Source organism: Jatrophihabitans lederbergiae (assembly GCF_031845305.1).
Lineage (GTDB): Bacteria > Actinomycetota > Actinomycetes > Mycobacteriales > Jatrophihabitantaceae > Jatrophihabitans_A > Jatrophihabitans_A lederbergiae.
Genome location: NZ_JAVREH010000049.1, coordinates 1 through 25,353, shown reverse-complemented (window position 1 = coordinate 25,353; position 25,353 = coordinate 1). Strand labels below are relative to the sequence as shown.

At 65.6% G+C, this 25,353-nt stretch carries 20 protein-coding genes; 14 read left to right on the top strand and 6 right to left on the bottom strand.

Annotation, left to right across the window (positions count from 1 at the left end; all coding sequences use genetic code 11):
• Nucleotides 1–118: 118 nt before the first annotated feature.
• The 7 genes from RM423_RS25920 to RM423_RS20335 all read left to right on the top strand — a co-directional run bounded on the left by RM423_RS25920 (nt 119) and on the right by RM423_RS20335 (nt 6,902).
• Nucleotides 119–280 carry an ATP-binding protein gene (locus RM423_RS25920; protein WP_396327806.1) on the top strand — a complete coding sequence of 54 codons (162 nt, stop codon included), beginning with the start codon at nt 119–121 and terminating at the stop codon, nt 278–280.
• 16 nt (nt 281–296) lie between these two features.
• On the top strand, nt 297–1,010 hold the full coding sequence (locus tag RM423_RS20360) for a GntR family transcriptional regulator (protein WP_311424878.1): 714 nt from the start codon (nt 297–299) through the stop codon (nt 1,008–1,010).
• Nucleotides 1,011–1,099: 89 nt separating this feature from the next.
• The gene (locus tag RM423_RS20355; RefSeq protein ID WP_311424877.1) at nt 1,100–2,242 is read left to right on the top strand and encodes an ABC transporter substrate-binding protein; all 1,143 of its coding nucleotides are present in this window, start codon (nt 1,100–1,102) and stop codon (nt 2,240–2,242) included.
• Between the two features lie 80 nt (nt 2,243–2,322).
• The gene (locus tag RM423_RS20350) at nt 2,323–4,083 is read left to right on the top strand and encodes an ABC transporter permease (protein WP_311424876.1); all 1,761 of its coding nucleotides are present in this window, start codon (nt 2,323–2,325) and stop codon (nt 4,081–4,083) included.
• Entirely contained in the window at nt 4,076–5,152 is a 1,077-nt protein-coding gene (locus RM423_RS20345; RefSeq protein ID WP_311424875.1) for an ABC transporter ATP-binding protein, read from the top strand. Before RM423_RS20350 ends, RM423_RS20345 begins: the two co-directional genes overlap by 8 nt.
• A gap of 84 nt (nt 5,153–5,236) precedes the next feature.
• Nucleotides 5,237–6,583: an acyclic terpene utilization AtuA family protein gene (locus RM423_RS20340; protein ID WP_396327808.1), complete on the top strand. Its 1,347-nt coding sequence runs from the start codon at nt 5,237–5,239 to the stop codon at nt 6,581–6,583.
• Nucleotides 6,576–6,902, top strand: coding sequence for a DUF4387 domain-containing protein (locus tag RM423_RS20335; RefSeq protein WP_311424873.1), 327 nt, complete (start codon nt 6,576–6,578; stop codon nt 6,900–6,902). The genes RM423_RS20340 and RM423_RS20335 overlap by 8 nt, the downstream gene beginning before the upstream one ends.
• 741 nt (nt 6,903–7,643) lie before the next feature.
• Here the strand turns inward: RM423_RS20335 and RM423_RS20330 are convergent.
• Nucleotides 7,644–9,524: an arabinofuranosidase catalytic domain-containing protein gene (locus tag RM423_RS20330; protein WP_311424872.1), complete on the bottom strand. Its 1,881-nt coding sequence runs from the start codon at nt 9,522–9,524 to the stop codon at nt 7,644–7,646.
• 757 nt (nt 9,525–10,281) lie between these two features.
• Here RM423_RS20330 and RM423_RS20325 point away from each other — a divergent pair.
• The 6 genes from RM423_RS20325 (at nt 10,282) to RM423_RS20300 (ending at nt 18,094) form a co-directional block, all read left to right on the top strand.
• Nucleotides 10,282–11,430 carry a LacI family DNA-binding transcriptional regulator gene (locus tag RM423_RS20325; protein ID WP_311424871.1) on the top strand — a complete coding sequence of 383 codons (1,149 nt, stop codon included), beginning with the start codon at nt 10,282–10,284 and terminating at the stop codon, nt 11,428–11,430.
• A 229-nt stretch (nt 11,431–11,659) separates the two neighbouring features.
• On the top strand, nt 11,660–12,817 hold the full coding sequence (locus RM423_RS20320) for an ABC transporter substrate-binding protein (RefSeq protein ID WP_311424870.1): 1,158 nt from the start codon (nt 11,660–11,662) through the stop codon (nt 12,815–12,817).
• A gap of 31 nt (nt 12,818–12,848) precedes the next feature.
• Nucleotides 12,849–13,790: a carbohydrate ABC transporter permease gene (locus RM423_RS20315; protein ID WP_311424869.1), complete on the top strand. Its 942-nt coding sequence runs from the start codon at nt 12,849–12,851 to the stop codon at nt 13,788–13,790.
• Entirely contained in the window at nt 13,780–14,694 is a 915-nt protein-coding gene (locus RM423_RS20310) for a carbohydrate ABC transporter permease (protein ID WP_311424868.1), read from the top strand. The genes RM423_RS20315 and RM423_RS20310 overlap by 11 nt, the downstream gene beginning before the upstream one ends.
• A gap of 33 nt (nt 14,695–14,727) precedes the next feature.
• A complete protein-coding gene (gene arfA / locus RM423_RS20305; protein ID WP_311424867.1) occupies nt 14,728–16,263 on the top strand; it encodes an arabinosylfuranosidase ArfA in 1,536 nt (511 codons plus the stop codon).
• Nucleotides 16,264–16,435: 172 nt separating this feature from the next.
• Nucleotides 16,436–18,094 (top strand): beta-1,3-glucanase family protein, encoded by a 1,659-nt coding sequence (locus RM423_RS20300; RefSeq protein ID WP_311424866.1) that lies wholly within the window; start codon nt 16,436–16,438, stop codon nt 18,092–18,094.
• Nucleotides 18,095–18,187: 93 nt separating this feature from the next.
• Here the strand turns inward: RM423_RS20300 and RM423_RS20295 are convergent, their stop codons facing one another.
• Nucleotides 18,188–18,991, bottom strand: coding sequence for a GAF and ANTAR domain-containing protein (locus RM423_RS20295; protein WP_311424865.1), 804 nt, complete (start codon nt 18,989–18,991; stop codon nt 18,188–18,190).
• 114 nt (nt 18,992–19,105) lie between these two features.
• On the opposite strand from RM423_RS20295, the gene def reads away from it, so the two are divergent.
• Nucleotides 19,106–19,654, top strand: coding sequence for a peptide deformylase (gene def, locus RM423_RS20290; protein ID WP_311424864.1), 549 nt, complete (start codon nt 19,106–19,108; stop codon nt 19,652–19,654).
• Nucleotides 19,655–19,671: 17 nt separating this feature from the next.
• Here the strand turns inward: def and RM423_RS20285 are convergent, their stop codons facing one another.
• The 4 genes from RM423_RS20285 to RM423_RS20270 form a co-directional block, all read right to left on the bottom strand.
• A complete protein-coding gene (locus RM423_RS20285) occupies nt 19,672–20,730 on the bottom strand; it encodes an aspartate-semialdehyde dehydrogenase (RefSeq protein ID WP_311424863.1) in 1,059 nt (352 codons plus the stop codon).
• The gene (locus tag RM423_RS20280) at nt 20,727–21,998 is read right to left on the bottom strand and encodes an aspartate kinase (RefSeq protein ID WP_396327807.1); all 1,272 of its coding nucleotides are present in this window, start codon (nt 21,996–21,998) and stop codon (nt 20,727–20,729) included. Before RM423_RS20280 ends, RM423_RS20285 begins: the two co-directional genes overlap by 4 nt.
• A gap of 116 nt (nt 21,999–22,114) precedes the next feature.
• Nucleotides 22,115–23,464: a 4-aminobutyrate--2-oxoglutarate transaminase gene (gabT, locus tag RM423_RS20275; protein ID WP_311424861.1), complete on the bottom strand. Its 1,350-nt coding sequence runs from the start codon at nt 23,462–23,464 to the stop codon at nt 22,115–22,117.
• An 83-nt stretch (nt 23,465–23,547) separates the two neighbouring features.
• Nucleotides 23,548–24,978 carry a gamma-aminobutyraldehyde dehydrogenase gene (locus RM423_RS20270; protein ID WP_311424860.1) on the bottom strand — a complete coding sequence of 477 codons (1,431 nt, stop codon included), beginning with the start codon at nt 24,976–24,978 and terminating at the stop codon, nt 23,548–23,550.
• Between the last annotated feature and the right edge of the window lie 375 nt (nt 24,979–25,353).

Sequence of the window (25,353 nt, the reverse complement as noted above, 5' to 3'; positions counted from 1 at the left end):
CCCGGGTCAACACCCCCACCGACACCAAATCCGACAACCGACGATCCGACTCCGGCTTCACCCACCCAGCACGAGGCATACCACCAAACTACACCGCTGTAAGCTTAACTGAACGGTATTGGGCCTAGGGCTGGCCATCGCGCGGGAGATCGCCATCGGACACGGCGGCGGCATCAGTGTCGCCGACAGTCCCGCCGGCGGAGCCCGCTTCATCATCACGCTGCCGACCACCAACCAGCAGGCCGCGATACGCAACCGTTACTTGACAGGCATGCAATAGCAAATAAGCTCGCGGCATGTCCAGCTTGCCGCAGCTCAGCTCTCCGACGTTGGCCGACCAGGCCTACATCGCGCTCCGGGACGCGATCGTGGACGGTCGGCTGGCTCGCGGGGAGAAGATCACCGAACGCGGCCTGGGCGAGCTGCTCAACATCAGCCCGACGCCGGTCCGCGAGGCGATGCGGCGCTTGGAGCAAGATCGCCTGGTCGAGCACCGCGGCCCCCGCTCGGTGCACATCGCGCATTTCGATGACGCCGAAATCGCGGACATCAGCACGATCGAGTCGACTCTGCGGTCCCTGGCCGCCCGTTTCGCCGCCGCCCGCGCCAGCGAGACCCAATTGCAGCGGATGGCGTCAGCCCTCGAGGCGGCCGACGCCATTCGCGGGGAACTTCTCGCCCAACACGGGCTCAGCGACCGAGAGGTCCAAGCGGGCGTGGACAAGGTCTGGGCGCGGCTGCGGGAGTTCCACGAGGTCCTCGACGAGGCCTGCGGGAGTCCAATGCTGCTGCACATGCTCCGCATGGTCGATGCCTTCGATTCCGGAGAACGGCGCCGCGTGTTGCGCACCGAAGTACGGGCCGACCCGGGCGCGACCGACGCCCGTTACCGCCACCACCGCGCGATCTACGAGGCCGTCGTAGCGGGCGACGGTCCGAAGGCCGAACAACTGATGCTTGCCCACAGTCACGCCGCCGCGCTGCCCCGGCTGCGCTCCCGACGCCCGTAACAGGCTCGTTCCTGCTCACATTTATCCCTCTGCTCACACTCACTACCCGTTGCCATAGCATGTAGATTATGGCGAAAGGAAGACTTCCTATGCGTACAGTCCCTCTCCGGCGGCGCTCCCGACTGGCCATGGTCGCGGTGGTCGCGCTCTCGGCAGCCGCCTTGGCGGCGTGCAGTTCCAGCTCTTCCAAGTCTCCTTCTGCCTCGGCCAGCGCACCGGGCTCCTCGAGCTCGGTCCGCGGGCCCGCTGGCTCAACCGACTTGGTCGCGGCGTCGAAAAAGGAAAGCGGGCTGATCATCTACGGCAACCCGCCTGCGCAGCTGTGGGCCCCGGTAGTCAAGGCGTTCAACGCCACCTACCCCTGGATCAAAGTCACCCCGTATGACGTGGATGACAACACGGTGTTCTCCAAGTACGCCGCCGAGCACGGCACCCACGCGCGCACCGCGGACATCATCGTGGCCAGCGCCCCCAACCTTTGGCTGAACGCGTCGAAAAACCACACCGTCATCGACTACACGCCGACCGATGTGATGGCGCACTACCCGTCCTTCGCCAAGCAATTCCCCGGCGTCTTCGTGTTGTCGGCCGACCCGGCGATCACCATCTACAACACGGCGTTGGTCAGCAAGTCCCAGGTCCCCGACACCTTCGCGGCGCTGAGCTCAGCAGTCAGCAGCGGCAAGTATCAGGGCAAACTCAGCACATACACCATCGACAACACCTTCGGCTACGCCTCGTCCTGGGGGCTGGTGCAGAAGAAGGGATGGTCGATTCTGGACACCCTGGGGCCGCAGACCAAGCCCGCTGCCGACGGCGGTGCGATGTTGCAGACCGTCGCCCAAGGCGGCGCGTCAATCGGCTACCTGGAATCCGGGCTTGTGCGCGGTGCGCTGGGCCAATTCAAAGGCGTCGTGGACTGGGAGTACATGAAGGACTTCACGCCGCTCATTCCCCGCGCGATGGGCATCACTGCCGGCGCGAGCAGCCCCAACTCGGCCAAGCTGTTTGAAAACTTCCTGTACAGCACCGCCGGCCAGCAGGCGATGTGCAGCGGCGGCTTCAACGCCTACCGCACCGACTTCACCCCCACCGGCTGCCAGGCAACCCTGCAGGCGGTCTATCAGGCGGTCGGCGGCCAGCAGAACACCTTCCTCGTGCCCATCAACCAGAAGATCACCGACGATCAGAAGTCGTTCACAGCCCGCTGGCACACCGCCTTCCATAACTGACCCGGACGGCACAGCTACCACGATGACACCCACCACGGCGACACCACCACGGCCCCTCCCGCGAGAGAGGAGGTGATGAGATGACGCTGACGATGCAGCGGCCGCCCCTTCCGGGTGCGTCGGCGCCCGAGGCCCGGTACCGGCGGCGGCTGCGCCCCGCCGGTACCGCCCAAACGGTGGTCTGGGTGCTGATCACCCTGGCCGTCCTGGGGCCGATCCTGCCGCTGCTGTACGCATCATTGCGGGACCGGCCGCTGTATCAGGGCGGCGGGCACTGGACCCTGGCCCCGTATCGGCAGTTGTTCAGTGACCCGGCGTTTTGGAACGCCGCCCGGAACACCGCCGAGTTCGGCGTCGGCGCGACGGTGTTGGCGGTCATCATCGGCGCGGTGTTCGCGGTTTTGTGCGCGCGGACCGACCTGCCCGGGACCCGGGTGCTTTCGGCGCTGGTGATCGTCCCGATCGTCATGCCCGGGCTGGGATTGCTGCTGGGTTGGAACACCCTCTACGGGCAAGGCGGCTACGTCACCGGACTATTCAGTCAACATCTGGGGATCACCCTGCCCGACCTGTCCTCGGTCACCGGCATGTCGATCCTGGGCGGCTGCGTGACTGCCCCGATCACGTTCCTCACCTGCCGGGCGGCGCTCACTAACGCTGACTCGACCTTGGAAGATGCCGCCCGCAGCTCCGGCGCATCCGCTGGGATGGTCCTGCGCCGGGTAACGTTGCCGCTGCTGCGCCCAGCGCTGCTCAATTCGGCGCTGCTCACCCTGACTCTGGCCATCGAAGCTCTCGGCATCCCGCTGATCCTGGGCCAGCCCCGCAACATCAACTTCCTGGCCAGTTACCTCTACAGCACCTGGTCGAATGCCACCTCCCCCGACCCGGGCTCGGTCAGCGCCGGGGCGATGGTGCTGCTCGTGATCGCCACCGTCCTGTTGTTTGTGCGCAGCCGGCTCATCGGCGCCGAGGCGCGGTTCGTCGCCGTGTCAGGCCGCGCCGGGCGCACCCGATCGCTGACCTTGGGCTGGTGGCGTTGGCCCGCCGTCGCGGTCGCGACGCTGTATGTCCTGTTGAGTTCGGTGCTGCCGCTGCTCGGCCTGGTCCTGGCCTCGGGCGTGCGGGTGCTCACCCCCTTGATCGCACCCTGGAGGCTGATCACGGGCGATAACTACCGGTCGATGAGCGACCCGGTCTTCTCCCGCTCGATCACCAACAGCATCCTCATCGCCTTCATCGGTGCGCTGGTGACCACCGTGATCGTGGCCGCGGCGACGTTGGTCGCGCACCGCTCCCGGTTGCCGATGCGCAGGACGCTGCCATACACGATGCTCTACCCGCGTGCCATCCCCGGCATCATCATCGGCATTGGGTTCTTCTGGACGTTTCTGCTGGTCAACCCGCCGGGCAGCCAACTGCGCAACAGCATCTGGGGCATCGCCCTGGCGCTCAGCGTCCGCAGCGCCACCCTGGCCTACGTCGTGCTCTATCCGTCCCTGAGCCAGGTCAGCGAAGCGTTGGACAACGCCGGGCGCGCCTCCGGGGCCGGGTGGCTGACCGTCAGCCGGCGCATCGTGCTGCCCCAGATCGGGTCGGCGGTGTTCGCGGCGTTCGTGTTGATGTTCGTGTCCATCCTCAATGACTACGACCCTGCGGTGTTCCTGGTCCGCCCCGGCAACGAAATCATCGGAGTCACCATGCTCGACAGCTTCGCTCAAGGCGCGACCGGACCGGTCGCGGCCCTGGCCTGCATCCAGGTAGCCATCACGATCGTGGTTCTCGGTCTCGGTGGCCTACTGGTCGGACGCCGGCTCATCCGGGGACGTTCCGATGCCTGACATCACCGTCACCGGGCTGGTGAAAAGCTTCGGCAGCACCCGCGCCCTGGACAACGTGAGCTTCACCGTCGCGGACAAGGAGCTCTTCACGCTGCTGGGGCCCAGCGGCTGCGGCAAGTCCACCACGCTCATGTCGATCGCCGGGTTCCAGCACCCGGACGCCGGACGGATCGACTGTGGGGACACCACCTACTTCGACGCCGACACCAAGACCGACCTGCCCGCCGAAGACCGCAATCTGGGCATCGTCTTCCAGTCCTACGCCATCTGGCCACACATGACGGTCTTTGACAACGTCGCCTTCCCGCTGCGGGTCCGTAAGACCCGCCGCGCCGAACTGCGCACTAAAGTGGAACAAAGCCTGGAGCTGCTAGAGATCGCCAAACTCAGTGGCCGCTACCCCCACGAGCTGTCCGGCGGACAGCAGCAGCGCGTCGCCCTGGCCCGCGCGATCGTGTACTCCCCCACCGTGCTGTTGCTGGACGAGCCGTTCTCCAACCTGGACGCGAAACTACGCGAACGCGCCCGGGTGTGGCTCAAAGACCTGCAGCACAGCCTCGGGCTGACCACCATCTTCGTCACTCACGACCAAGACGAAGCCCTGTCCATGAGTGATCGCATACTGGTGATGAACGAGGGTCACATCCTGCAGACGGGCACCCCGCAGGAGATCTATCACCATCCCAGCCACCGATTCGTCGCCAGCTTCGTCGGGCAATGCAACCTTCTCACCGGCAACCTCAGTCGCACCTCACCGGACAGCCATCAGCTGCTCATTGCCGGCACCCCGGCACCCCTGACACTGGCCGCGACGACCAGCACCGGTGCGGACACCGTCACCGTCGCCATCCGGCCCGAGGCCATCACGCTGCTGCCTGAGGATCAACCCCGTGCTGAGAACTGCTGGCCCGCGGAAATCCGGTCCGTGGAGTTCCTCGGCGATCACTACCTCTACCGCCTGCGCGTGGGCACCGTGGACCTCATCGCCGCCACCGCCAGCGCCCCGCCCACCGGCCCGATCGCGCTCTATCTGCCCCCCGACGCCCTCGTTGACGTCGACGTCACCTAACCCCGCCGTACAGGAAAGAGACCCATCACCGTGACGCGCACCCCGCACTCGCCGATCCAGATCGGCATTCTGACCCCCACCGGCATGCTCGGCGGCGGCTTCTCCCCCGAAACCGTCCAACGCGGGCTGGAGCTAGGCGCTGACGTCATCACCGTCGACGGCGGATCCACCGACTCAGGTCCCCACTACCTGGGCACCGGCACCGCGAAAACGACCGCGGCCGCCGTCGCCGGCGACCTGCGCATCCTGCTGCGCGCCGCCGCCCAAGCGCAGATCCCACTGATCATCGGCTCCTGCGGCACCAGCGGCACCGACTCCGGCGTGGACTGGATCGCCGCGCTCACCCGCGACATCCTCACCCAGGAGAATCTCACCCTGCAGGTCGCGACCATCTACAGCGAACAACACCCCGCAGACCTCGTCACGGCCCTGGAAGATGGCCGCATCCAGCCGCTGGCCCCATCCGCACCGCTCGAGGCCGCGACGCTGCGCAGCTGCGAGCACGTGGTGGCCATGATGGGTCACGAACCGATCGCCGACGCCTTGCTGGCGGGCGCCGACGTGATCCTGGCCGGGCGTGCCACTGACACCGCGCTCGCCGCCGCGTATCCGCTGATGATGGGATACCCCGCCGGCGCGTGCTGGCACGCCGCGAAGATAGTCGAATGCGGTGGCATGTGCACCACCGATCCGCGGGCCGGGGGTGTGTTCGCCACCATCGACGCCGACGGTTTCACCCTCGAACCGCTCGATCCCGCCTCGGCCTGCACTCCGCAGTCGGTGGCCGCGCACATGCTGTATGAGACCGTCAACCCCCACCAGATGCGCGAACCGGCAGGCACGATCATCGTCACCGACGCCACCTACACCGCGCTTGACGAGCGGCGGGTCCGCGTCGAACACTCCCGCTTCGAACCAGCCGAGCAGTACACCAACAAGCTCGAAGGATCCGCCATCGCCGGCTACGAAACGATGTCCTTCGTCGGAATCCGTGACCCGCACATTCTCGCCTCAATCGATGAGTGGGCCGCCCTGTTCAACACCGTGGTCCACGACCGCGTGCAGCACGTCCTCGGCCTCACCCCGGCCGACTACGCCATGGACCTGCGCCTCTACGGGCACAACGCCATCCTCGGCGCCGCCGACCCGCACCGCGGACATCCCCACGAGGTGGGCGTCATGCTGCTGACCCGCGCCAGCGAGCAAGCCACCGCCACCGCGATCGCCAAGGTCGCCAACCCGCTGCTGCTGCACCTCCCCCTACCCGGGGCAACCCACCTGCCCAGCTTCGCCTTCGCCACCTCACCCGCCGAAACCGAACGCGGCGCAGCGTATGAGTTCGTGCTCAACCACGTCGTCGCGGTCGGCTCCCCGACCGAACTGTTCCGCACCGTCCTCGACCGACCCGCAATCGCGATGGCCCATGCCTGAGCCCACCTCGCCAGCAACGTTGGGAGAGCTCGCTGTAGAAATCCGCTCCAAAAACGCCGGCCCCTTCTGGGTCACCCTCGAAGCCTTCATGCCCGACGAGCAGGCCTACCGCACAGCCGAGGAACTGATCACCGCAGCGGCCATCGCGCAGCTCTATCGCGTCTCACCCGAGCAGGTGCAGCTGTTCACCCTGCCCTACCTGCGCGTCATCAAAGCATCGTTCCCCCGCCCGGTCAGCCAAGGCAGCCTGCATGACCGAGACATGCACGCCGGCCAACAACACATCCCACTGGCCGCCCTACCCCTCGTCGCCCCATAACGACGCCCGCGATGCCACGCCACCCGGGCCGCTTCGTGGAAGCGAACGCCCGTCTGACAGTCAATACCTAAATGGTCCCACTGATCCTCTTCACGGTCGAAGTAGTGACCGTCATCCTCCGTCCGCGGACCCTGCTCACACTGCACGTCGTCGTTGGGCTGACCCTCGTGCCGCCGCTGCTGGTCAAGATCTCTTCGGTGTCCTGGCGGCTCGTCCACTACTACTACCGGGCGAACCGAAATACCCACTCAAGGGAGCACCGTTCCCAGCCTGGTGGTTGCCGGCAGCCGCGGTGGCGAGCGGGTCATCAGCGTCAGAGCGTTGGCCAGCCCGAGATCGACGTCACCCAGTTCAGCCGAGCCCTGCTGGCGCTCGCGGAGAAGGAACAGCTCCGTGGACAGCCACTTACTCCGCCTTCGGACGACTCCCGTCGAGGCGAACGTCCAGCGGGGGCGGCGCAGCCGAGGGGAGCCGCAGGTCGGATAGGCCAGAACTTCCGGGGACCAGGGCGAAGAGCCGCTTGTCCGTTGGTCTGTTCTGCATACCGGGAATAGCGTCCCATGTGCTCGACCAACAACAAGAGGGCCCCTCGCTTTGAGGGGCCCTCTTGTTGTTGTCGGTTTTGACGCTGGGGATTCGGAAGGAGCCAGGTACGAGCAACGGCTCGCGCACCCAGCCAAGACGGTCTTACTTGAAAGACCGGCCGAAAAAATATCGGCCAGGACGAGTCACTCCGTGTGGTTAGTTGAAGGTGAACACCTGTGCGGGGTTGCTATTACAGTCATACAGTTGCAGGGCGGTGTTGTTGGCAGTGTTGCCGCTGGGGTCGTCAAGGCAACGGCCTGATTGTGGGTTCAGCAGCGAACCGTTCGGCTGAGGCACCCATTTTTGTCCACCCACGCCGTTGCAGTCGTAGAGTTCCAGCTTGGTTCCGTTCGCTGTCCCGTTGCCGTTCAGGTCGAGACAGCGGCCCAGTGTTCTGATCGTTTGGTCGGGGTTGAGCCTCCATTGCTGGTCTTTGGCCAGGGGCTGAAAGCTTGCGATCGTCAGGCAGTCATACAGCTGCACGACTGCGCCATTGCCGCCGGTGTCATCGCCTGCGACATCGACGCACTTGCCGCCCGGACCGATGATCGGGGTTCCTGAGGTGATGGTGAAGACTTGGGCGGCGTTGCCATTGCAGTCATAGAGCTGGAGAGCGGTGCCGCTGGCGGTGTTGCCGCTGGGGTCATCCAGGCATCGACCCGACTGGGGGTTCTTGAGGGAGCCGTTGGCTTGCGGGATCCATTGCTGGCCTCCGATTCCGTTGCAGTCATAGAGTTCCACCTTCGTCCCGTTGGCGGTGCCGTTGCCGGCGAGGTCAAGGCAACGTCCAAGAGTTCCGAGCGTGCCGTTTCCGTAGGCGCTGCCTGACCAATGTTGATCGGCCGCGAGCGACTGGCAGTCCCAGAGCTGTGCCACCGCCAGGTTGCCGCCGGTGTCATCGCCTGCGATGTCGACGCACTTGCCGCCCGGACCGACGATGGTTGAGCCCGGCCCACCACCACTGCTGACCCCGGCGTAACCCACCGACACGATGTTGGTCTGAACGGAATTGTCAGCCGCGTCGGTCGAGTAGCCGGCCGTCATGACGCCTTCGTAGAAGGACTGGGTACCCCGGTTGCTGTTGTCGCCTCCGGTGCCGAGCACGATGGAGCCTTCTTGGTGCATCGGTGAATATCCGGTGGGCAGGTTACCGCTGTACCAGGTCGACAGGGCACCGGTCTGGGAGTTGCCGCCCTTGAGCGCGAACGTTGTCTGGCCGTTGTTCTTGAGCAAAGCAGTGACGAACTTGCTCGCGTTACCGGTGTTGGATGTATTGACCGCGGTGCCGCCCTGGAAGACGCCGTTCTCCAGGTCAGCTTCAACCCAGGGACCGTGTCCGGCACTGCCAGGGGCGTTGAGGAGTGCGAGGTTCAGGGCGTCCATGTGGCTGGCGCCGGTGTCAGTTTCGGTGCTCTCCACGTTTCCGAAGTCTGTGCAGCACCCGTTGTTCACGTTCGTGCCGCTGGCCACCTCATACATGGACTCGGGCTGGCCGTTCTTGGCGATTCCGGATGTGCTCGCGCGCCGGTACCCGGTACCGGGTGGCAGGTAGATACCGTAGGCGGCGTGACCGGCAACGGTGACCGGAAGGGCGTTCGCGATGGCGCCCACATTGGCCGGGCCCTGCACTCCCGCCGGTTCAATCGTGAGATCGTTGTGCTGCGGTGACTGGTCGTAGATCTTGGTGATGGTGCAGGTGGTGCCGGAGCAGAACGAGTCTTGCCCGGCAGCATTCGCATAGCCTCCTGCCACGAGCAGGGCCACGTCGTAGGCGGTGTTATCAGAGGCTCGGGTCACCTGGTACAGGCTCCCATTGTAGGTTGCGTAGAGCGCGCGGACCGAGCTGTACGCGGCGACACATGAGGTGCCGGCGCTGCCGTAGATGTCGCACGGCATAGGGGTCGCGCCGTGCGCGCTGGTGGAGACCGCGATCAGTGATCCGGCGGCCACGGCGGTGGCCGCGAGGACCGCGGCGACGGGACTTCGTCCCCGTGGTGTCGGAAACCAGAGGCGTCGTGATCTGGAACGGGTGGGCATGAAAGCTCCTATTCGTTGGCTTGCTTCGCTGCTCGGTCTTTGTTGGCCGACTTTTCGACAGGTGCCTGGACACAGATTGCGCGCCACACCCAGGTGCGCAGACGGACGCGGGCAGAGAGTGAACGCACGAATCCCAGGCCGGCCGATGTCGGAATCGTCAGTGGCACCGCGGGCGCGCCGTCACAGGCACGAAGCCCGACGCCAGGAGGTAGACGTGCGGGGATCCGGGTGTCTGCCGAGGTTCCCAGCAGCTTTCAGCCGCGTTCGCTCAATCGTTCAAGCATCAAAGATATACGTGGCCCACGTCACTAAGTCAAGTATCCATTTCCGAATATTGCCGACTACCTGTCCCTCGTCAAGGCTTCGGTGGTGTCGGCGGCCGGTGGCCGAGAAGCCGCTGATACTCGCCGGACCGACCGGTTCCGAGCGCGGCAGCATCTGGCTGAACCTCCTCAACCGTGCTCACAACCGACAACACCGGCCTCGCTGTATCAGCCCTCCACGCACCTATTGACGGCGCCACGGACGGCGCCTACAGTCGCCTTGCTGAAACGTTGTAGCAACTTCTCCGCTCCGCCTGATGAGCCGGTGACAGGTGACACGTGACAGGTGGACACGACGACGAATGAACCACCCATGCCCATCGGCGGAAAGGACAGGTCGCTATGCGTAGGTTCTGGGAGTCTCCGTGCCGCTACGTGCCGTGGCGCTTTGTCCCCTGCTCGAGTGGGTCAGCCCTGCTGACAGGACGCAGATCATGACGGCGACCCCCAGCGAGGAAGGCAAGGTCGTCGCGCTGGACAGCGTTGTTTCGCGCCAGGGAGACCGGTCTGGTCGTCTCTCGACCGGCGCCACCGCGGCTGCTTCGAGTCGTCGGGGGAATGTCACCCTCAAGGACATCGCCGCGGTTGTCGGACTCTCTACGAGCGGGGTGTCGATGGCGCTCGCCGACCATCCCCGCATCGGCCAGGCAACCAAGGACAAGGTGCACGCGGCTGCCGCCGAACTGGGCTACGTCCCCAATTCGGCCGGGCGCGCCCTACGGTCGGGTCGCTCGGCCTCCATCGCGATCGTTGTCCCGAACACGGGTCAGCACGTGTTCGGTCATCCCTACTTCATGCACCTGCTGGTCGGCATCACGGCCCAAGCCAATGCGAGCGACGCGGCCGTGATGATCTCGACGAACCCCGACGAGACCCATGGGGTGGCGGCCTATGAAAAGGTATTGCGCTCCCAGGCCGCGTCGGGGGCCATTATCGCGTCGGCTTCGATCAATGATCCCAATGTGAATCGGATGCTCGCGGCCGCGATGCCCGTGGTGCTCATCGGCCGCTTTCCACATCAGCCGAATGCGGTCAGCGTCGGCGTGGACGAGACCGCCGGTGCCGTGGCTATCACGCGGCACCTGGTCGATGAGCACGGGCTGCGCCGGATTGCTCACATCAGCGGTCCGCTGGACCACCAGACGGCGATCGACCGGTACGCCGGCTTCCGCCGGGCACTGGCCGATTCCGACCATGCCTGCACGCACACATTGGCGGTGGGTGATTTCAGCGAGGAGTCGGGCCAGGCTGCTGCCCGCGACATCCTCGACAGCATGTCTGATGTACAGGCGATCTTCGCTGCCAACGACGAGATGGCGCATGGGGCACTGCTCGAAATGCGGGCTCGCGGCCTGCGCGTCCCTGAGGACATCGCCCTCGCTGGCTACGACGATTTCGGTGTGTCTCGCTTGACGACGCCGGGCTTGACCACGGTCCGGGTTCCAGCGGAATCTCTTGGCCGCAAGGCGGCGGAGTTGTTGTTCGATCTCGTGGCTGGCACCATTCCGCAGCCGACGCACACGGTGCTCCCCGTCGAGCTCGTGGTGCGTGAATCCTGCGGAGCTCATCCCTTTTCGGAATAAGCCCAAATTGTCGACGCAACCCCAGGTAGCACGGCACCATCCCACCCATTGGCCTCACGCCATCCTGGCGCCGGCCGCGTCTCGAAGTGGAGCGATCTGCATGCCTTTCGCGTATCGGCGATCGGCGGTCCTCACGGCCGCCGCAACCATCGCCTGCCTAGTCGTCACCGGCTGTAGCAGCGGTTCCGGCAAGTCTTCCGGATCTTCTGGAAAGGTGGTTCATCTGAGCATGCTGACCGGCTTCACCGGCCCGGACGAACCTTCTTACCAGGCGCTGATCAAGCAGTTCAACGCTACCCATCCTGACATTCAGGTGACCATGGCCGTGCAGCCGTGGGCCACCGTCGGGCAGAAGTTACCGGCGGCTTGGGCTACCGGTCAGGGACCTGATCTGGCGACACCCAGCCCCGACCCCGGCTCGGTCTTCAACTACACGAAGACAAACTCGGCAGCGGCGTTGGATTCCAGCGTCGGTACCGGTGCGACTCAGATCAATGCCGGCGCGTTCCCGCCCGCGGTGAAGTCGGCGTTCACGGTCAATGGCAAGCTTTATGCGGTCCCGGCCAATGTCGCAACTCTGGTCCTGTATTACAACAAGGACATGTTCACCCGGGCGGGGATCACCGCCGCCCCGGCGACCGAAGAGGAATTCATCGCCGACGCGAAGAAGCTTACTGTCGGGTCCGGTAGCAAACCGTCGCAGTACGGGCTCTCACTTGCCGATAACAATACCATCCAGATGTGGCCCATCCTGCAGTGGATGAGTGGTGGAGACATCGTCGGTAGTGACAACTGCGCCACGATAAACAAGCCTGCCAGCGTGGCAGCCCTGACTAAGTGGAGCCAGTTGGTCAGCCAGGGCCACATCAGCCCGGTCGGGCAGGCCGGCGCCGATGCCGACACCCTCTTCGCCTCGAAGAAGGCGGCTATGGAGATCAACGGCCCCTGGGCAGCCGCGGGTTACAAGTCCGCCGGCATCAACCTCGGGATCGCCGAGGTGCCAGTGGGCTCGGCGGGTCCGGTCACGCTGGCCTCCACCGTGCCGCTGATGATCGAGCGCTCGACGAAGCACCTGGCCCAGGCCGAGACCTTCCTGGCGTGGTACACGAGCCAGGCAGCGCAGACGCAGTTCTCCAAGATCTCCGGTTTCCCACCGGCACGGACTGACCTCAGTAGCGAGATCGCCAATCTTCCGACCGTGTCCGTCTTCGCCAAGGCCCTCTCCCACGGAAAGCTGTACCTCGCGGGGCAGCAGAATGCGACCCAGATCGACTCCGATGTGTACGTCCCGTTCATCCAAAAGATTGAACGGGGCGCCGACGTGCAATCGTCAGCTGACGCGGCGGCCAAGCAGATCAACGCATTGACTGGTTGCAAGTCGAGCTGACACGCACCGGGCCGGGTCACGGCCAGCGACCGTGGCCCAGCCCGAAAGGAGCACGATGACTGCCATTCAGACACCCGAGCGGACCGCCGCCGCTGCGACACAGCGGCGCCCGCGGCGCTTCAACAGTGCATACCTGTTCATCGCGCCCAGCCTCATACTCATTGCGGTCTTTATCGCCGAGCCGATTCTGCAGTCGGGCTGGATGAGCCTGCATGACTGGACGGTCGGGGAGGCGACCCACAAGTTCGTTGGTTTCGCGAATTATACGAAGCTATATACAGATTCTCGCTTCTGGAACGCGCTGCGGGTGACCATCGTGTACACGGTCGCTGTATCCGTCGGGCAAGTCGTGCTCGGGCTCGCGCTCGCGTCCCGGTTGCGGCGGACCACCTGGTACTCGGCTCTGCTCCGCACGGCCTACTTCTTTCCGTTCATCGCTTCACTGGTGGTAGTCGGCATCATCTGGAAGTTCCTCCTCGACCCGCAGGTCGGCTTGGTGGATGCCTGGCTGACCGGCCTTGGCATCTCGCCGCCAGAGTGGCTCCAGTCGACCAGCCTTGCCTTGCCTACTGTGATCGCGGTCGGGATCTGGAAGAACGTCGGTTTCACCATGATCGTGCTGCTGGCCGGTATGCAGCAGGTCCCCGCTGATCATTACGAGGCCGCCACTCTTGACGGCGCGGGAGTGTGGGGACGGTTTCGATACGTGACGCTGCCGGCGTTACGTCCGGCGCTGCTGTTCACCACCCTGATTGCCACCGTCACCGGTTTGCAATTGTTCGACCTGGTGTTCTCCATGACCAGCGGCGGCCCCGTCTTCCATACCGAGTCGGTCGTGATGTACCTATACCAGAGGGGATTTGTCGAGTTCCAGATGGGATACGCCAGCGCAATCGCCTGGGTGCTGTTCGTAATCATCCTGGCCATTTCGGCGCTCCAACTACGAATCTCGAGATACCGCGATGTCGACTGACGTCCTCAAGCCAGAGAGAGCGTTGCGGGCCGGGGCTGCGAGCCGCCAGCCGTCTCAGGCGCCGCGGGGGCGTGCGGCGTTGCGGCTGGCCGCTCGGGCGGGCACGGTGCTGTCGTGGTCGATCGTCGCGATCGGCGCCCTGGCGATGGTCGTGCCCTTCCTGTGGATGCTCGGTGTCGCCTTTCGGACCAGCGCGGACCTCTATGCCGACCCGGCTCGTCTACTGCCCCAGCACTGGACAACGCACGGTGTGCGGGCCGTGCTTGACCAGTTACCGTTCACCAGGTTGATCATCAACACCTTCGTGTTCGCAGGCGGAACCACCCTGCTTCTGCTGCTCTTCGACTCGATGACGGCCTTCGCTCTGGCGCGGCTGAGATTCCGCGGCCAGAACCTGGTCTTCGTCCTGGTCCTCGCCACACTGATGGTGCCGTTCCAGGTCACCCTGGTACCGGTGTTCCTGACGCTCTTTCACCTCGGATGGCTGAACTCCTACCAGGGCCTGATCATCCCCCGGGCGACGAGCGCACTCGGAATCTTCCTGCTCCGCCAATTCTTTCTGCAGCTACCCCGCGAACTGGACGACGCGGCCCGCGTCGACGGCGCCGGAAACCTGACGCTGTACTGGCGAATCATCCTGCCCAACGCCAAGCCAGCACTCGCAGCGCTGTTCATCATCCAGTTCTCCGCGCTGTGGAATGACTTCTTATGGCCGCTGGTGGTCACCAGCGATCCGAATATGCAAACCCTGCCCGCGGCACTGACTCTGTTCTCCAGCGCCTCCGGAGTCGACCACGCAGCACTGATGGCCGGCGCCACCATATCCCTGGCCCCGCTAGCCATCGCTTTTCTTCTTTTGCAGCGCTTCTTCGTGCAGGGCGTAGCCAGCACCGGCATCAAATAATCCCGCACCTCTGAACAGAAAATGGAGACAGGTGTGTTCACCTGCACAGCCACCATCGACCCAGCTTTCGTCATCGCCGCGGTCCCACCCCGGCTATTCGGCTCATTCGTTGAACACATGGGCCGCTGCGTCTACGGCGGCATCTATGAGCCCGATCATGCCGAAGCCGACGTCAATGGCATCCGCCTCGACGTCGTCAAGCTCACCAAGGAGCTCGGTATCACCACCGTCCGCTACCCGGGTGGCAACTTCGTCTCCGGCTACCGTTGGCAGGACGGCGTTGGACCCTTGGAAGAAAGGCCAGTCTCTCTGGACCTCGCGTGGCGATCCATCGAGCCGAATACCTTCGGGCTGAACGAGTTCATGGCGTGGGCACGCCAATGCGAGATCGAGCCGATGATGGCGGTGAACCTCGGTACACGAGGGGTCGAGGAGGCGTGCAACCTGCTCGAATATTCCAACTTCCCCGGCGGCACCCAGTACTCCGATCTACGCATCAAGCACGGTGTTACCGAACCCCATAACATCAAACTGTGGTGCCTGGGCAACGAGATGGACGCACCTTGGCAGATAGGACATAAGACCGGGCGCGAATACGGCCGGCTTGCAGCCGAGACCGGCAAGGCCATGCGCCGCATCGACCCATCTATAGAGCTGGTGGCCTGCGGCAGCTCGAGCGAGCGGATGCCGACCTTCGGGTCCTGGGAAGCCGATGTGCTCGACGAAGCCTTCGATGTCGTCGACTTCATTTCTTTGCACGCCTACTTCGAACACCACCGAGACGACCGGGCCGGATTCCTGGCCTCGGCTCACACGATGGACCAGTTCATCGAGGGTGTCATCGCAACGTGCGACCACATCGCGGCCAAGAAGCGATCACGTCGCAAACTCAAACTGTCCTTCGACGAGTGGAACCTCTGGTATGAAAACCGCCTCGTCGTCCAAGATCACCTCGACTGGGCTCACGGACCGCGCCTGATCGAAGACGAATACACCGTTGAAGATGCCGTAGTCCTCGGCAGCCTACTCATGAGCCTGCTTCGCCACAGCGACCGCGTCACCGCAGCCTGCCTGGCCCAACTCGTCAACGTCATCGCCCCGATCAGGACCGAGCCCGACACCGACGCCTGGCGACAGACAATCTTCTACCCCTTCGCCCTGACCGCACGCCACGCCCGCGGAGACGTGCTGCGCATCGAACCGGTGTCACCCAACCTGCACTCCGAGACGGGTGGGGACGTGCCCGCCGTTGACGTCACCGCAACCCACAACGCTGATACCGGTGAAATCACGGTCTTCGCGGTCAACCGCGACGAACACCAATCCGGCGACCTACGGCTGCGTCTGGCCGGCGCAATCGCCCAGGAGGTCGTCGAACACACTGTGCTCGGAGGCGCTGACTTCCTCGCCACGAACTCCAAGCAGACGCCTAATCGCGTCAGCCCCCGATCAAGCACAAGCCACCGCATCGATGGCGACCTACTGTGCATCGACCTACCGCCGGTCTCGTGGTCGATGATCCGGACGGCCCCGGCCCCGATGACTGCATGGTCAACGGACGTCGACTAGAGGTTGACCGCTTCGGCGCCGCCGTTGGCCGGAGATGCGTCACGACTTAATACAAGCTATTTTAGGTGGGTATCGTGCGGTGCGGCCGGCGCCTGGTGTAGGCGAGCCAGCACAGCACAGTCCCCGAGCCGTCCCCCGGCGGCGTCCCACCATCCCCCGACGGAGTAGATGCATGCACGTGTTCAGGTTCTTACGGCGAACCGGTCTGGTCGCCGCCCTCCTGGTCCTCCAAGGCCTGGTGCTCGTAGGCCTGCACCAGTCGACGGCCTCTGCGGCGGCTGCCCAGCTGCCGTTCACCATTACCAACAACTCCGGCCGCGCCGACGCGACGTATGTCTACGTCATCGCGCGCAACGGCTCGACCGGCCAGCAAGGTTATGACGATGCCGGCGGTACCTGGCACGCCTTCGCGTTCCCGTCCTCGATTCCCGCGGGCCAGCCGAATCCCGCCGCACCCGACGTCTCAATCCCTGGACCGGCTAACGGCACGAGCAAGACCATCACGCTCTCACCCAACCTGTCCGGCGGACGGATCTACCTGTCGATGGGGGCGAAGCTCCAGTTCTTCCTCACCACCAACGGGCTCGTCGAGCCGGCTCCCTGGGTGTTGAGCGACCCGAACGCCAACGTCCTCTACGACTGGACGGAGTTTGCCCGGGCGAGTAACGGCGGCAACGGCATCTTCATCAACACCACGACGGTCGACATGATCAGCATTCCGCTCACGGTGAGCGTCACGAGTACGGCCAATGTCACGCAGACGCAAGGCATTCCCGGCAACCGGACCGGGCTCTTCAACGCGATCACCGCACTGGGCGGCGACTGGGCGCGACTGCTCCAGACCCGCTCGTCCGACGGCCTGCCGCTGCGCGTCCTGGCGCCGGTTCACGGCATCGCGAACGGTGTCTTCAGCCCGACGTACCTGGACAGCTACATCAGCGCGGTGTGGACGTACTACCAGACTCACCCGCTGACGGTGCAGACCTCGCTCGGAAACTTCACCGGCACGGTCTCGGGCACCAGCATGACGTTCACGAACTCCGGGGGCACGGTCATCGGAACCCTGCCGCGACCGAGCACGAGTGACGTGTTCGGCTGCAGCGGGGGCACCCAGCCGCAGAACCAGCCGAACGAGACAGCAATCCTCGCCGTCGGCGCCCGCGTCTGCGCGGGTCTCAACCGGGCGACGCTGTCGACGGCCAGCCGGGTCATGTTCGACACCCAGCCGACCACAGACGCGACGAAGTTCTACCAGCAGTCGGCGTCCAATCTGTACTCCAAGACGGTCCACGCCAACTCGCTCAACGGGCTTGCGTACGGGTTCGCCTACGACGACGTCTCAGGCTTCGCACCGGTGATCGACCAGTCCGACCCGGCCTCGGCGGGCATGACGATCGGCTCGTTCGGCACCAGCAGCGGATCCACCGGTGGGGGCGGCGGCACGACCGCCGCGACGAACATTGTCGGCCCGGGTGGAAAGTGCGTCGACGTGGCCGGCGATGACACCGGCGTCAACAACACCGCGGTGCAGCTGTGGGACTGCCAGGCCGCTGCGGTGGACCAGCACTGGACGCTCACCGGTGGCACCCTGCAGACGTTGAACCGTTGCCTGGACGTGACGGCAGCCAACACAGCGAACGGGGCGCAGCTGCAACTGTATGACTGCAACGGCACCGGTGCGCAGCAGTGGGTGCTGCAGTCCGACGGGTCGATCAAGAACCCGCAGTCGGGTCGGTGCATGGACTCGCCCTCCGGCGCGACGGCCAACGGCACCCGGCTGCAGATCTGGGACTGCAACGGTTCCGCCGCGCAGAAGTTCTCCAAGGCCTGACAGTTGAAAACCCGGCCGGGTGGGGGAGGTAACTCCCCCACCCGGTTGCTTGTCAGGCGTAGGGCGGTGACATCGGCCGACGACGGCTGAGCGTCAGCGCTGGACCTCGGCCACGTCCAGGGTGCCCTTGACGAGCTCGTCCGCGACGTCATCGAGCACGGCGTCATGACCGTAGGAATACGCGCGCAACACCGACAAGGCATCGGCCGCCGGGACGTCCATCCGAGTCATCAGCATCCCCATGGCCACCCATACGTTGGTCCGGTTGCGCGCCGACGAGCTCTGCAGCCAGAGCGGCTCCGGCTCGTCGGACCAGGCCGTCGCGGACTTGGTTATCGCATGGGCAACGGCGAGCGCGTCGGTGATCTGCTGGGTGACGGTGACCCCGTCGGCGATGCTCAGCCTGCCGAGATCCTGCTCGTTCTCCAGGAACAGGTCCAGGGCACCGACGGTGTTCCCACTCAGCCGCACCGGAAGCGACACCACCCCGCGGTAGGGCGTGTGCTTGAGGAATTCGGCACCGAATGCGGGCCAGCGGCGTTCGATCTCGTCCGCGGCGGCGACAATCACCTGATGCTCACGTGCGGCGTCCAGGCAGGGCCCCTCGCCCTGGGTGAACTGCAGCCGCTCGGCGTGGGTCGCCATATCATCGCTGCTGCCGACCGGAACCCGGAAGTCGTGGTCGAGCAGGCTCAGCCCGGCCCCACTCACGGGAAGCACCTGCACGCAGGCTCGCGCCAGCCTCACCGGCAGCAACTCCGGAATGGCGGTGCTCTTGTCCGCAGGCCCGGTCCACGCGGCTCGGAAACGCTCCGCGACTGTCTGAGAATCTGACGTTACGTCTGTGGGCGGGACGGTTTTGTCCCCGCCCCGACCTGAATCCGGAAGTCTCGGCATGTGCCGTCAGCTCTCGCCCGCGGCGGCAGCTGATCGCCCAACTCCAGACCGGCACCTCTGACGGTACAACCACGCACGCACAGCGCAACGCAACCCCCCCTAGAATGTGTCACCATGCCTGGTTCCGCTCGTCCGGTGGTCGTCGTCGGCGATCCCGTGCTGCACACCCCGACCGTGAAGGTCACTCACTTCGACGACGCGCTCGCCCGTCTCGTCGACGACCTGTTCGCCACCATGTACGTGGCCGAGGGGGTCGGCATGGCCGCCACCCAGATCGGGGTGGGGCTGGCGGTGTTCGTCTATGACTGCCACGACGACGAGGACGTCCAGCACAAGGGCCACGTGGTGAATCCACGCGTGGTCAGCACCGCAGGCCCTGAGGACAGGAGTGAGGAGGGCTGCCTCTCAGTGCCCGGGCCGTACGCCGTGCTCGGTCGTCCCAGCGTCGTCACCGTCCGCGGACAGGACAAGCACGGCCAGCCTCTCGAGATCACCGGCACCGGATTTCTCGCCCGCTGCCTGCTGCACGAGACCGAGCATCTGGACGGCGTCCTCTATATCGACCATCTGAACAAGCGCAAACGCAATCGGGTGTTACAGGGCATCGAGCCGTTCGACTGGAACGCACCGCTGCCCGACCCAACCGGCGCCGACACCACCTAGTGCGAGCGGTCCAGCGCTCAGCCGGGCCGCCGATCGGCCGCGATCAGCTCCGCGATCTGCACGGTGTTCAGGGCGGCACCCTTGCGCAGGTTGTCGTTCGACACGAACAGCGCCAGTCCGCGACCACCCTCGACACCGTCGTCCTGCCGGATCCGGCCGACATAGCTCGGGTCCTGGCCGGCGGCGCGCAACGGTGTCGGCACGTCAATGACCTCGACCCCCGGCGCGTCGGACAGCAGCTCCAGTGCCCGTTGCACCGACAGCGGCCGGGCGAACTCGGCGTTTATAGACAGCGAGTGGCCGGTAAAAACCGGCACCCGGACGCAGGTTCCGGACACCCGCAGCTCGGGGATGCCCAGGATCTTGCGGCTCTCGTTGCGCAGCTTCTTCTCTTCGTCGGTCTCGAACGAGCCATCATCGACGATCGAACCGGCAAGCGGCAGCACGTTGAAGGCGATCGGGGCGACGTACTTCACCGGCTCGCCGAGATCCACCGCGGAACCGTCGTGCGTCAGGGCGGCTGCGGACGAGCCGGCCTTCTGGACCTGGGAGTCGAGCTCCTCGACACCGGCGACGCCACTGCCCGACACCGCCTGGTACGTCGAGGCGATCAGCCGCACCAGACCGGCCTCGGCGTGCAACGGCCGCAGCACGGGCATCGCGGCCATCGTGGTGCAGTTCGGGTTGGCGATGATTCCCTTGACCGCCTGGTGAATGGCCTCGGGGTTGACCTCGCTGACGACCAGCGGCACCTCAGGGTCCATCCGCCATGCGGATGAGTTGTCGATGACGGTCACGCCCGCCGCGGCGAACTTCGGCGCCAGCGCCTTGGACGTTGAGGCACCCGCGGAGAAGATCGCGATGTCGAGCCCGGCCGGGTCGGCGGTCGACGCGTCCTCGACCAGGATCTCCTTGCCCTGCCAGGGCAATGTCGATCCAGCGGACCGGGACGAGGCGAAGAACCGGATCTCGGCCACCGGGAAATTTCGCTCGACGAGAATACGCCGCACCACGTCGCCCACCTGGCCGGTAGCGCCGACCACTCCTACCCGCAGGCCACTCCGCGTTTCGGTCATCGTCCGGTTCCTCCGTACACAACTGCCTCTTCGCCCTCTTCGGCACCGAGACCGAAGGCGTCGTGGACGACCTGAACCGCGATGTCCAGGTCGGTGTCGCGGGTGACCACCGAGATCCGGATCTCAGAGGTCGAGATCATCTCGACGTTCACACCGGCATCGGCCAGCGCCGCGAAGAACGCCGCCGAGACGCCGGGGTGCGAGCGCATGCCCGCCCCGATCAGGGAGACCTTGCCGACATGATCGTCGTACAGCAACTCCTCGAAGCCGACCTGACCCTGGACCCGGGTCAGTGCCTGCATCGCGACCACACCGTCGGTCTTGGGCAGCGTGAACGAGACGTCGGTGCGCCCGGTACCGCGCGTCGAGATGTTCTGCACGATCATGTCGAGGTTCAGTTCGGCCTCGGCCAGCACCTTGAACAGTGCCGCGGCCTGACCTGGCTTGTCCGGCACGCCGACGACGGTGACCTTGGCTTCGCTGCGGTCGTGCGCGACGCCCGAGATGATGGCCTGTTCCACGGTGAGATCCTCCATCGAGCCGGCCACCAAGGTGCCAGCGAGGTTTGAGAATGACGAGCGGACGTGAATCGGGACGCTGTAGCGGCGCCCGTACTCGACACAGCGCAGCATCAGGACCTTCGCCCCGCACGCCGCCATCTCGAGCATCTCTTCGTAGGTGATGGTGTCGAGTTTCTTGGCGTTGGGCACGATTCGCGGATCGGCGCTGAACACCCCGTCGACATCGGTGTAGATCTCGCACACATCGGCCTTGAGCACCGCGGCCAAGGCCACCGCGGTGGTGTCCGAGCCGCCGCGTCCCAGGGTGGTGATGTTCTTGGTGTCCGGCGAGACGCCCTGGAAGCCCGCCACGATCGCGACGTTGCCCTCCGCGAGTGACGTCTCCACCCGACCGGGGGTGATGTTGACGATCCGCGCCTTGCCGTGCACCGAGGTGGTGAGCACGCCGGCCTGCGATCCGGTGAACGACTCCGCCGGGTAGCCGAGGGACTGGATAGCCATTGCCAGCAGGGCCATCGAGATCCGCTCGCCCGCGGTGAGCAGCATGTCGAACTCACGGCCCGAGGGGACCGGAACGATCTGCTCGGCGAGGTCGATCAGCTCGTCGGTGGTGTCGCCCATCGCCGACACCACGACGACCACGTCGTTGCCCTCGCGCCGGGTGGCGACCACACGCTCGGCGACCCGCTTGATCCGCTCGGCATCGGCAACGGACGAGCCGCCGAACTTCTGCACGACGAGTCCCACAGCATCCTCCAGTGACCGCTGACCCAGGGGGGTGAGCAGCACCAAGTGTAAACCGGCCGCAGCTGTCGATTTCGCGGCTGACGGATCCCTAGGCAAGGGCCGGCCCGGGACGCCCCCTAGCAGGACGCGGCAAACGCCTCCTCAAGGATGTCCAGTCCCTCGTTGATCAGGTCGTCGCCGATGGACAGCGGCGGCAGGAAGCGGAACACATTGCCGTATGTACCCGCGGTCAGCGTGACCAGGCCCTGGGAGTGGCAGTGGGCGGTGACCGTGCCCAGGAGCGCGGCGTTCGGCGTCTTGTCGTGGGCTCCCTCGACCAGTTCGATCGCCAGCATGGCGCCCCGGCCGCGGACGTCACCGATCTGGGGATACTTCGCGGCCAGTTGCTGCAACCGCGGCAGGAAGATCGCCTCGACCTGCTTGGCGCGGCCGACCAGGTTCTCCGACTTCATCGTCTCGATCGCTCCGAGTGCCGCGGCGCAGGCCACCGGGTTGCCACCGTACGTCCCGCCCAGCCCGCCCGCGTGCACCGCGTCCATCACCTCCGCGCGTCCCGTGACCGCCGACAGCGGCAGGCCGCCCGCGATGCCCTTGGCCGTCGTGACGAGGTCCGGCACCACGTTCTCGAACTCACACGCGAACCAGTTCCCGGTGCGGCAGAAGCCGGTCTGGATCTCGTCGGCGATGAGCAGGATGTCGTGCTCGCGGCACCAGTCCGAGACCAGCTTCAAAAAGCCCGGAGCCGGCACGATGAAGCCGCCCTCGCCCTGGATCGGCTCGATCAGGACGGCGGCGGTGTTGGACTCCCCGACCTGGGCGTGCACGAGGTCGGTGAACATCGCGAACGCCTCGGCCGCGCAGTTCTCGGCACCGCCGGGCCAGCGGAACGGATAGGCCATCGGCACTCGGTAGATCTCGTTGGCGAACGGCCCGAAGCCGTGCTTGTACGGCATGTTCTTGGCGGTCAGCGCCATCGTGAGGTTCGTCCGGCCGTGGTAGGCGTGGTCGAAGGCGATCACCGCCTGCCTGCCGGTGTAGGACCGGGCGATCTTGACCGCGTTCTCGACGGCCTCGGCACCGGAGTTGAACAGCGCCGACCGCTTCTCGTGCGTGCCTGGCGTCAGGTCGTTGAGCGTCTCGGCGACCTCGACGTACTCCTCGTACGGCGTGATCATGAAACAGGTGTGGGTGAAGTCCGCGACCTGCTCCTGGACCCGGCGCACGACCCGGGGCGCGGCGTTGCCGACCGTGCTGACCGCGATGCCCGAGCCGAAGTCGATCAGCTGGTTGCCGTCTACGTCCACCAGGATGCCGCCGCCGGCACGCTCGATGTACACCGGCAGAGCGGTGCTGACCCCGGACGAGACAGCGCTGGCCTTGCGCCGGTGCAGCGCGTCGGACCTGGGCCCGGGAATGGCGGTCCTCAGCAGGCGCTGTTGCTCGATCTCGACGTGCGGCGTGGTCATGGCACTCTCCGGATCTCCGGGCTCCGTGGCCCGGTCTATGGCTGCGCGGCCGCGCCTGGTCCGGGTGCGGCCATGGCCCGATTCTAGAAGTCGAGGTTGTGCATGACGTGCTTGATGCGGGTGTAATCCTCGAGCCCGTACATCGACAGGTCCTTGCCGTAGCCGGAATGCTTGAACCCACCGTGCGGCATCTCGGCGACGAGCGGAATGTGGGTGTTGACCCATACGCAGCCGAAGTCCAGCTGGTTGGATACCCGCATCGCCCGGCCGTGGTCCTTCGTCCAGACCGAGGACGCCAAGCCGTACTCGACGCCGTTGGCCCACCGGATCGCCTCGTCCTCGTCGGTGAACGGCTGGACGGTGATGACGGGGCCGAAGATCTCGGTCTGGCTCTGCTCGTCTTCCTGGCGCAGCCCGGACACCACCGTCGGGCGGTAGAAGTAGCCGGCCTCACCCTGCCGGGCGCCACCGGCCAGCACCGAGGCGTGGTCGGGCAGCCGGTCCACCAGGCCGCTGACGTGGCTGAGCTGGTTGGCATTGTTCAGCGGGCCGTACAGCACATCATCGTCGTCCGCGGCCCCGGTCCGGGTGGCCTTGGCCTGCTCGGCGAGGGCGGCGGCGAACTCGTCGGCGAAACCGGCCCGGGCCAGCACGCGGGTCGCGGCGGTGCAGTCCTGGCCCGCGTTGAAGTAGCCGGCAACCGCGATGGCCTCGGCCGCCGCGGCGATGTCCACGTCGTCGAAGACCACGACCGGCGCCTTGCCGCCGAGTTCCAGGTGTACCCGCTTCAGGTCGCGCGAGGCCGACTCCGCGACCTGCATGCCGGCCCGCGCCGACCCGGTGATCGAGACCATGGCCGGGATCTTGTGCGCAACCAGGGCGCGGCCGGTGTCCCGGTCGCCACAGATCACATTGAAGACACCCGGCGGAAAGAACTCCGCGGCGATTTCGGCGAGCAACAGCGAGGACGCCGGCGTGGTGTCCGACGGTTTGAGGACCACCGTGTTGCCCGCAGCCAGCGCGGGCGCGAACTTCCACACCGCCATCATCATCGGGTAATTCCACGGTGCGACCTGCCCGCACACACCGACCGGCTCCCGGCGCACATAGGAGGTGTGACCGACCAGGTACTCACCGGCGGACTTGCCCTCCAGCACGCGGGCGGCGCCGGCGAAGAATCGGAGCTGGTCCACCATGGGCGGTATCTCCTCGCTGCGGGTCAACCCGAGCGGCTTGCCGGTGTTCTCGCTCTCGACCGCGATCAGCTCCTCGGCACGAGCCTCGATGGCGTCGGCGAACCGTAGCAGCGCGAGCTGCCGCTCGGCCGGGGTGCTCTTGCGCCAGCTCTCGAACGCGGTCGCGGCCGCCCGATAGGCACGGTCGACATCCTCAGCACCGGACAGCGGCGAGTTCAGGTACACCTGGCCGGTGGCGGGGTTGGTCACATCCAGCGTTCGCCCGTCGGCGGCCGGAACCCATTCGCCGTTGATGAAGTTGGACAAAGAGCGCGCCATTGCGTACCTCTCGGGGATCTGGACAACGATTTCAGTACCTGTTCTACCTTTTGAGATACGGAAACGGAACCCCTTCGCAGCCTCAGCCGACACGATCTCCCTGGTACGGCGGGGCGTGACCGCTGGGACTTAAGTGACGCGGATAGAGTGCGCACAAGCGGCAGTGCGTCGAAATGGACCCTGCATGCTTCCCAACTCTTCTGGATCGGATGCTTCACATGGCTCCCGCGTCAACAGAATACGGCTTCGACTTCGACGTGGTTGTGGTTGGTGGGGGTGGGCATGTTGGTTTGCCGTTGGCGATCGCGTTTGCTGATCGGGGTCTGCGGGTGGCGATTTTTGATGTGAATGAGCTGGCGGTGAAGACGATCCTGG

Bases quoted from the DNA above. Each gene is read 5' to 3' on its own strand.
- RM423_RS20360 (WP_311424878.1), top strand. From the start codon at position 297: ATGTCCAGCTTGCCGCAGCTCAGCTCTCCGACGTTGGCCGACCAGGCC.
- RM423_RS20355 (WP_311424877.1), top strand. From the start codon at position 1,100: ATGCGTACAGTCCCTCTCCGGCGGCGCTCCCGACTGGCCATGGTCGCG.
- RM423_RS20350 (WP_311424876.1), top strand. From the start codon at position 2,323: ATGACGCTGACGATGCAGCGGCCGCCCCTTCCGGGTGCGTCGGCGCCC.
- RM423_RS20345 (WP_311424875.1), top strand. From the start codon at position 4,076: ATGCCTGACATCACCGTCACCGGGCTGGTGAAAAGCTTCGGCAGCACC.
- RM423_RS20340 (WP_396327808.1), top strand. From the start codon at position 5,237: ATGCTCGGCGGCGGCTTCTCCCCCGAAACCGTCCAACGCGGGCTGGAG.
- RM423_RS20335 (WP_311424873.1), top strand. From the start codon at position 6,576: ATGCCTGAGCCCACCTCGCCAGCAACGTTGGGAGAGCTCGCTGTAGAA.
- RM423_RS20330 (WP_311424872.1), bottom strand. From the start codon at position 9,524: ATGCCCACCCGTTCCAGATCACGACGCCTCTGGTTTCCGACACCACGG.
- RM423_RS20325 (WP_311424871.1), top strand. From the start codon at position 10,282: ATGACGGCGACCCCCAGCGAGGAAGGCAAGGTCGTCGCGCTGGACAGC.
- RM423_RS20320 (WP_311424870.1), top strand. From the start codon at position 11,660: ATGCTGACCGGCTTCACCGGCCCGGACGAACCTTCTTACCAGGCGCTG.
- RM423_RS20310 (WP_311424868.1), top strand. From the start codon at position 13,780: ATGTCGACTGACGTCCTCAAGCCAGAGAGAGCGTTGCGGGCCGGGGCT.
- RM423_RS20300 (WP_311424866.1), top strand. From the start codon at position 16,436: ATGCACGTGTTCAGGTTCTTACGGCGAACCGGTCTGGTCGCCGCCCTC.
- RM423_RS20295 (WP_311424865.1), bottom strand. From the start codon at position 18,991: ATGCCGAGACTTCCGGATTCAGGTCGGGGCGGGGACAAAACCGTCCCG.
- def (WP_311424864.1), top strand. From the start codon at position 19,106: ATGCCTGGTTCCGCTCGTCCGGTGGTCGTCGTCGGCGATCCCGTGCTG.
- RM423_RS20285 (WP_311424863.1), bottom strand. From the start codon at position 20,730: ATGACCGAAACGCGGAGTGGCCTGCGGGTAGGAGTGGTCGGCGCTACC.
- gabT (WP_311424861.1), bottom strand. From the start codon at position 23,464: ATGACCACGCCGCACGTCGAGATCGAGCAACAGCGCCTGCTGAGGACC.
- RM423_RS20270 (WP_311424860.1), bottom strand. From the start codon at position 24,978: ATGGCGCGCTCTTTGTCCAACTTCATCAACGGCGAATGGGTTCCGGCC.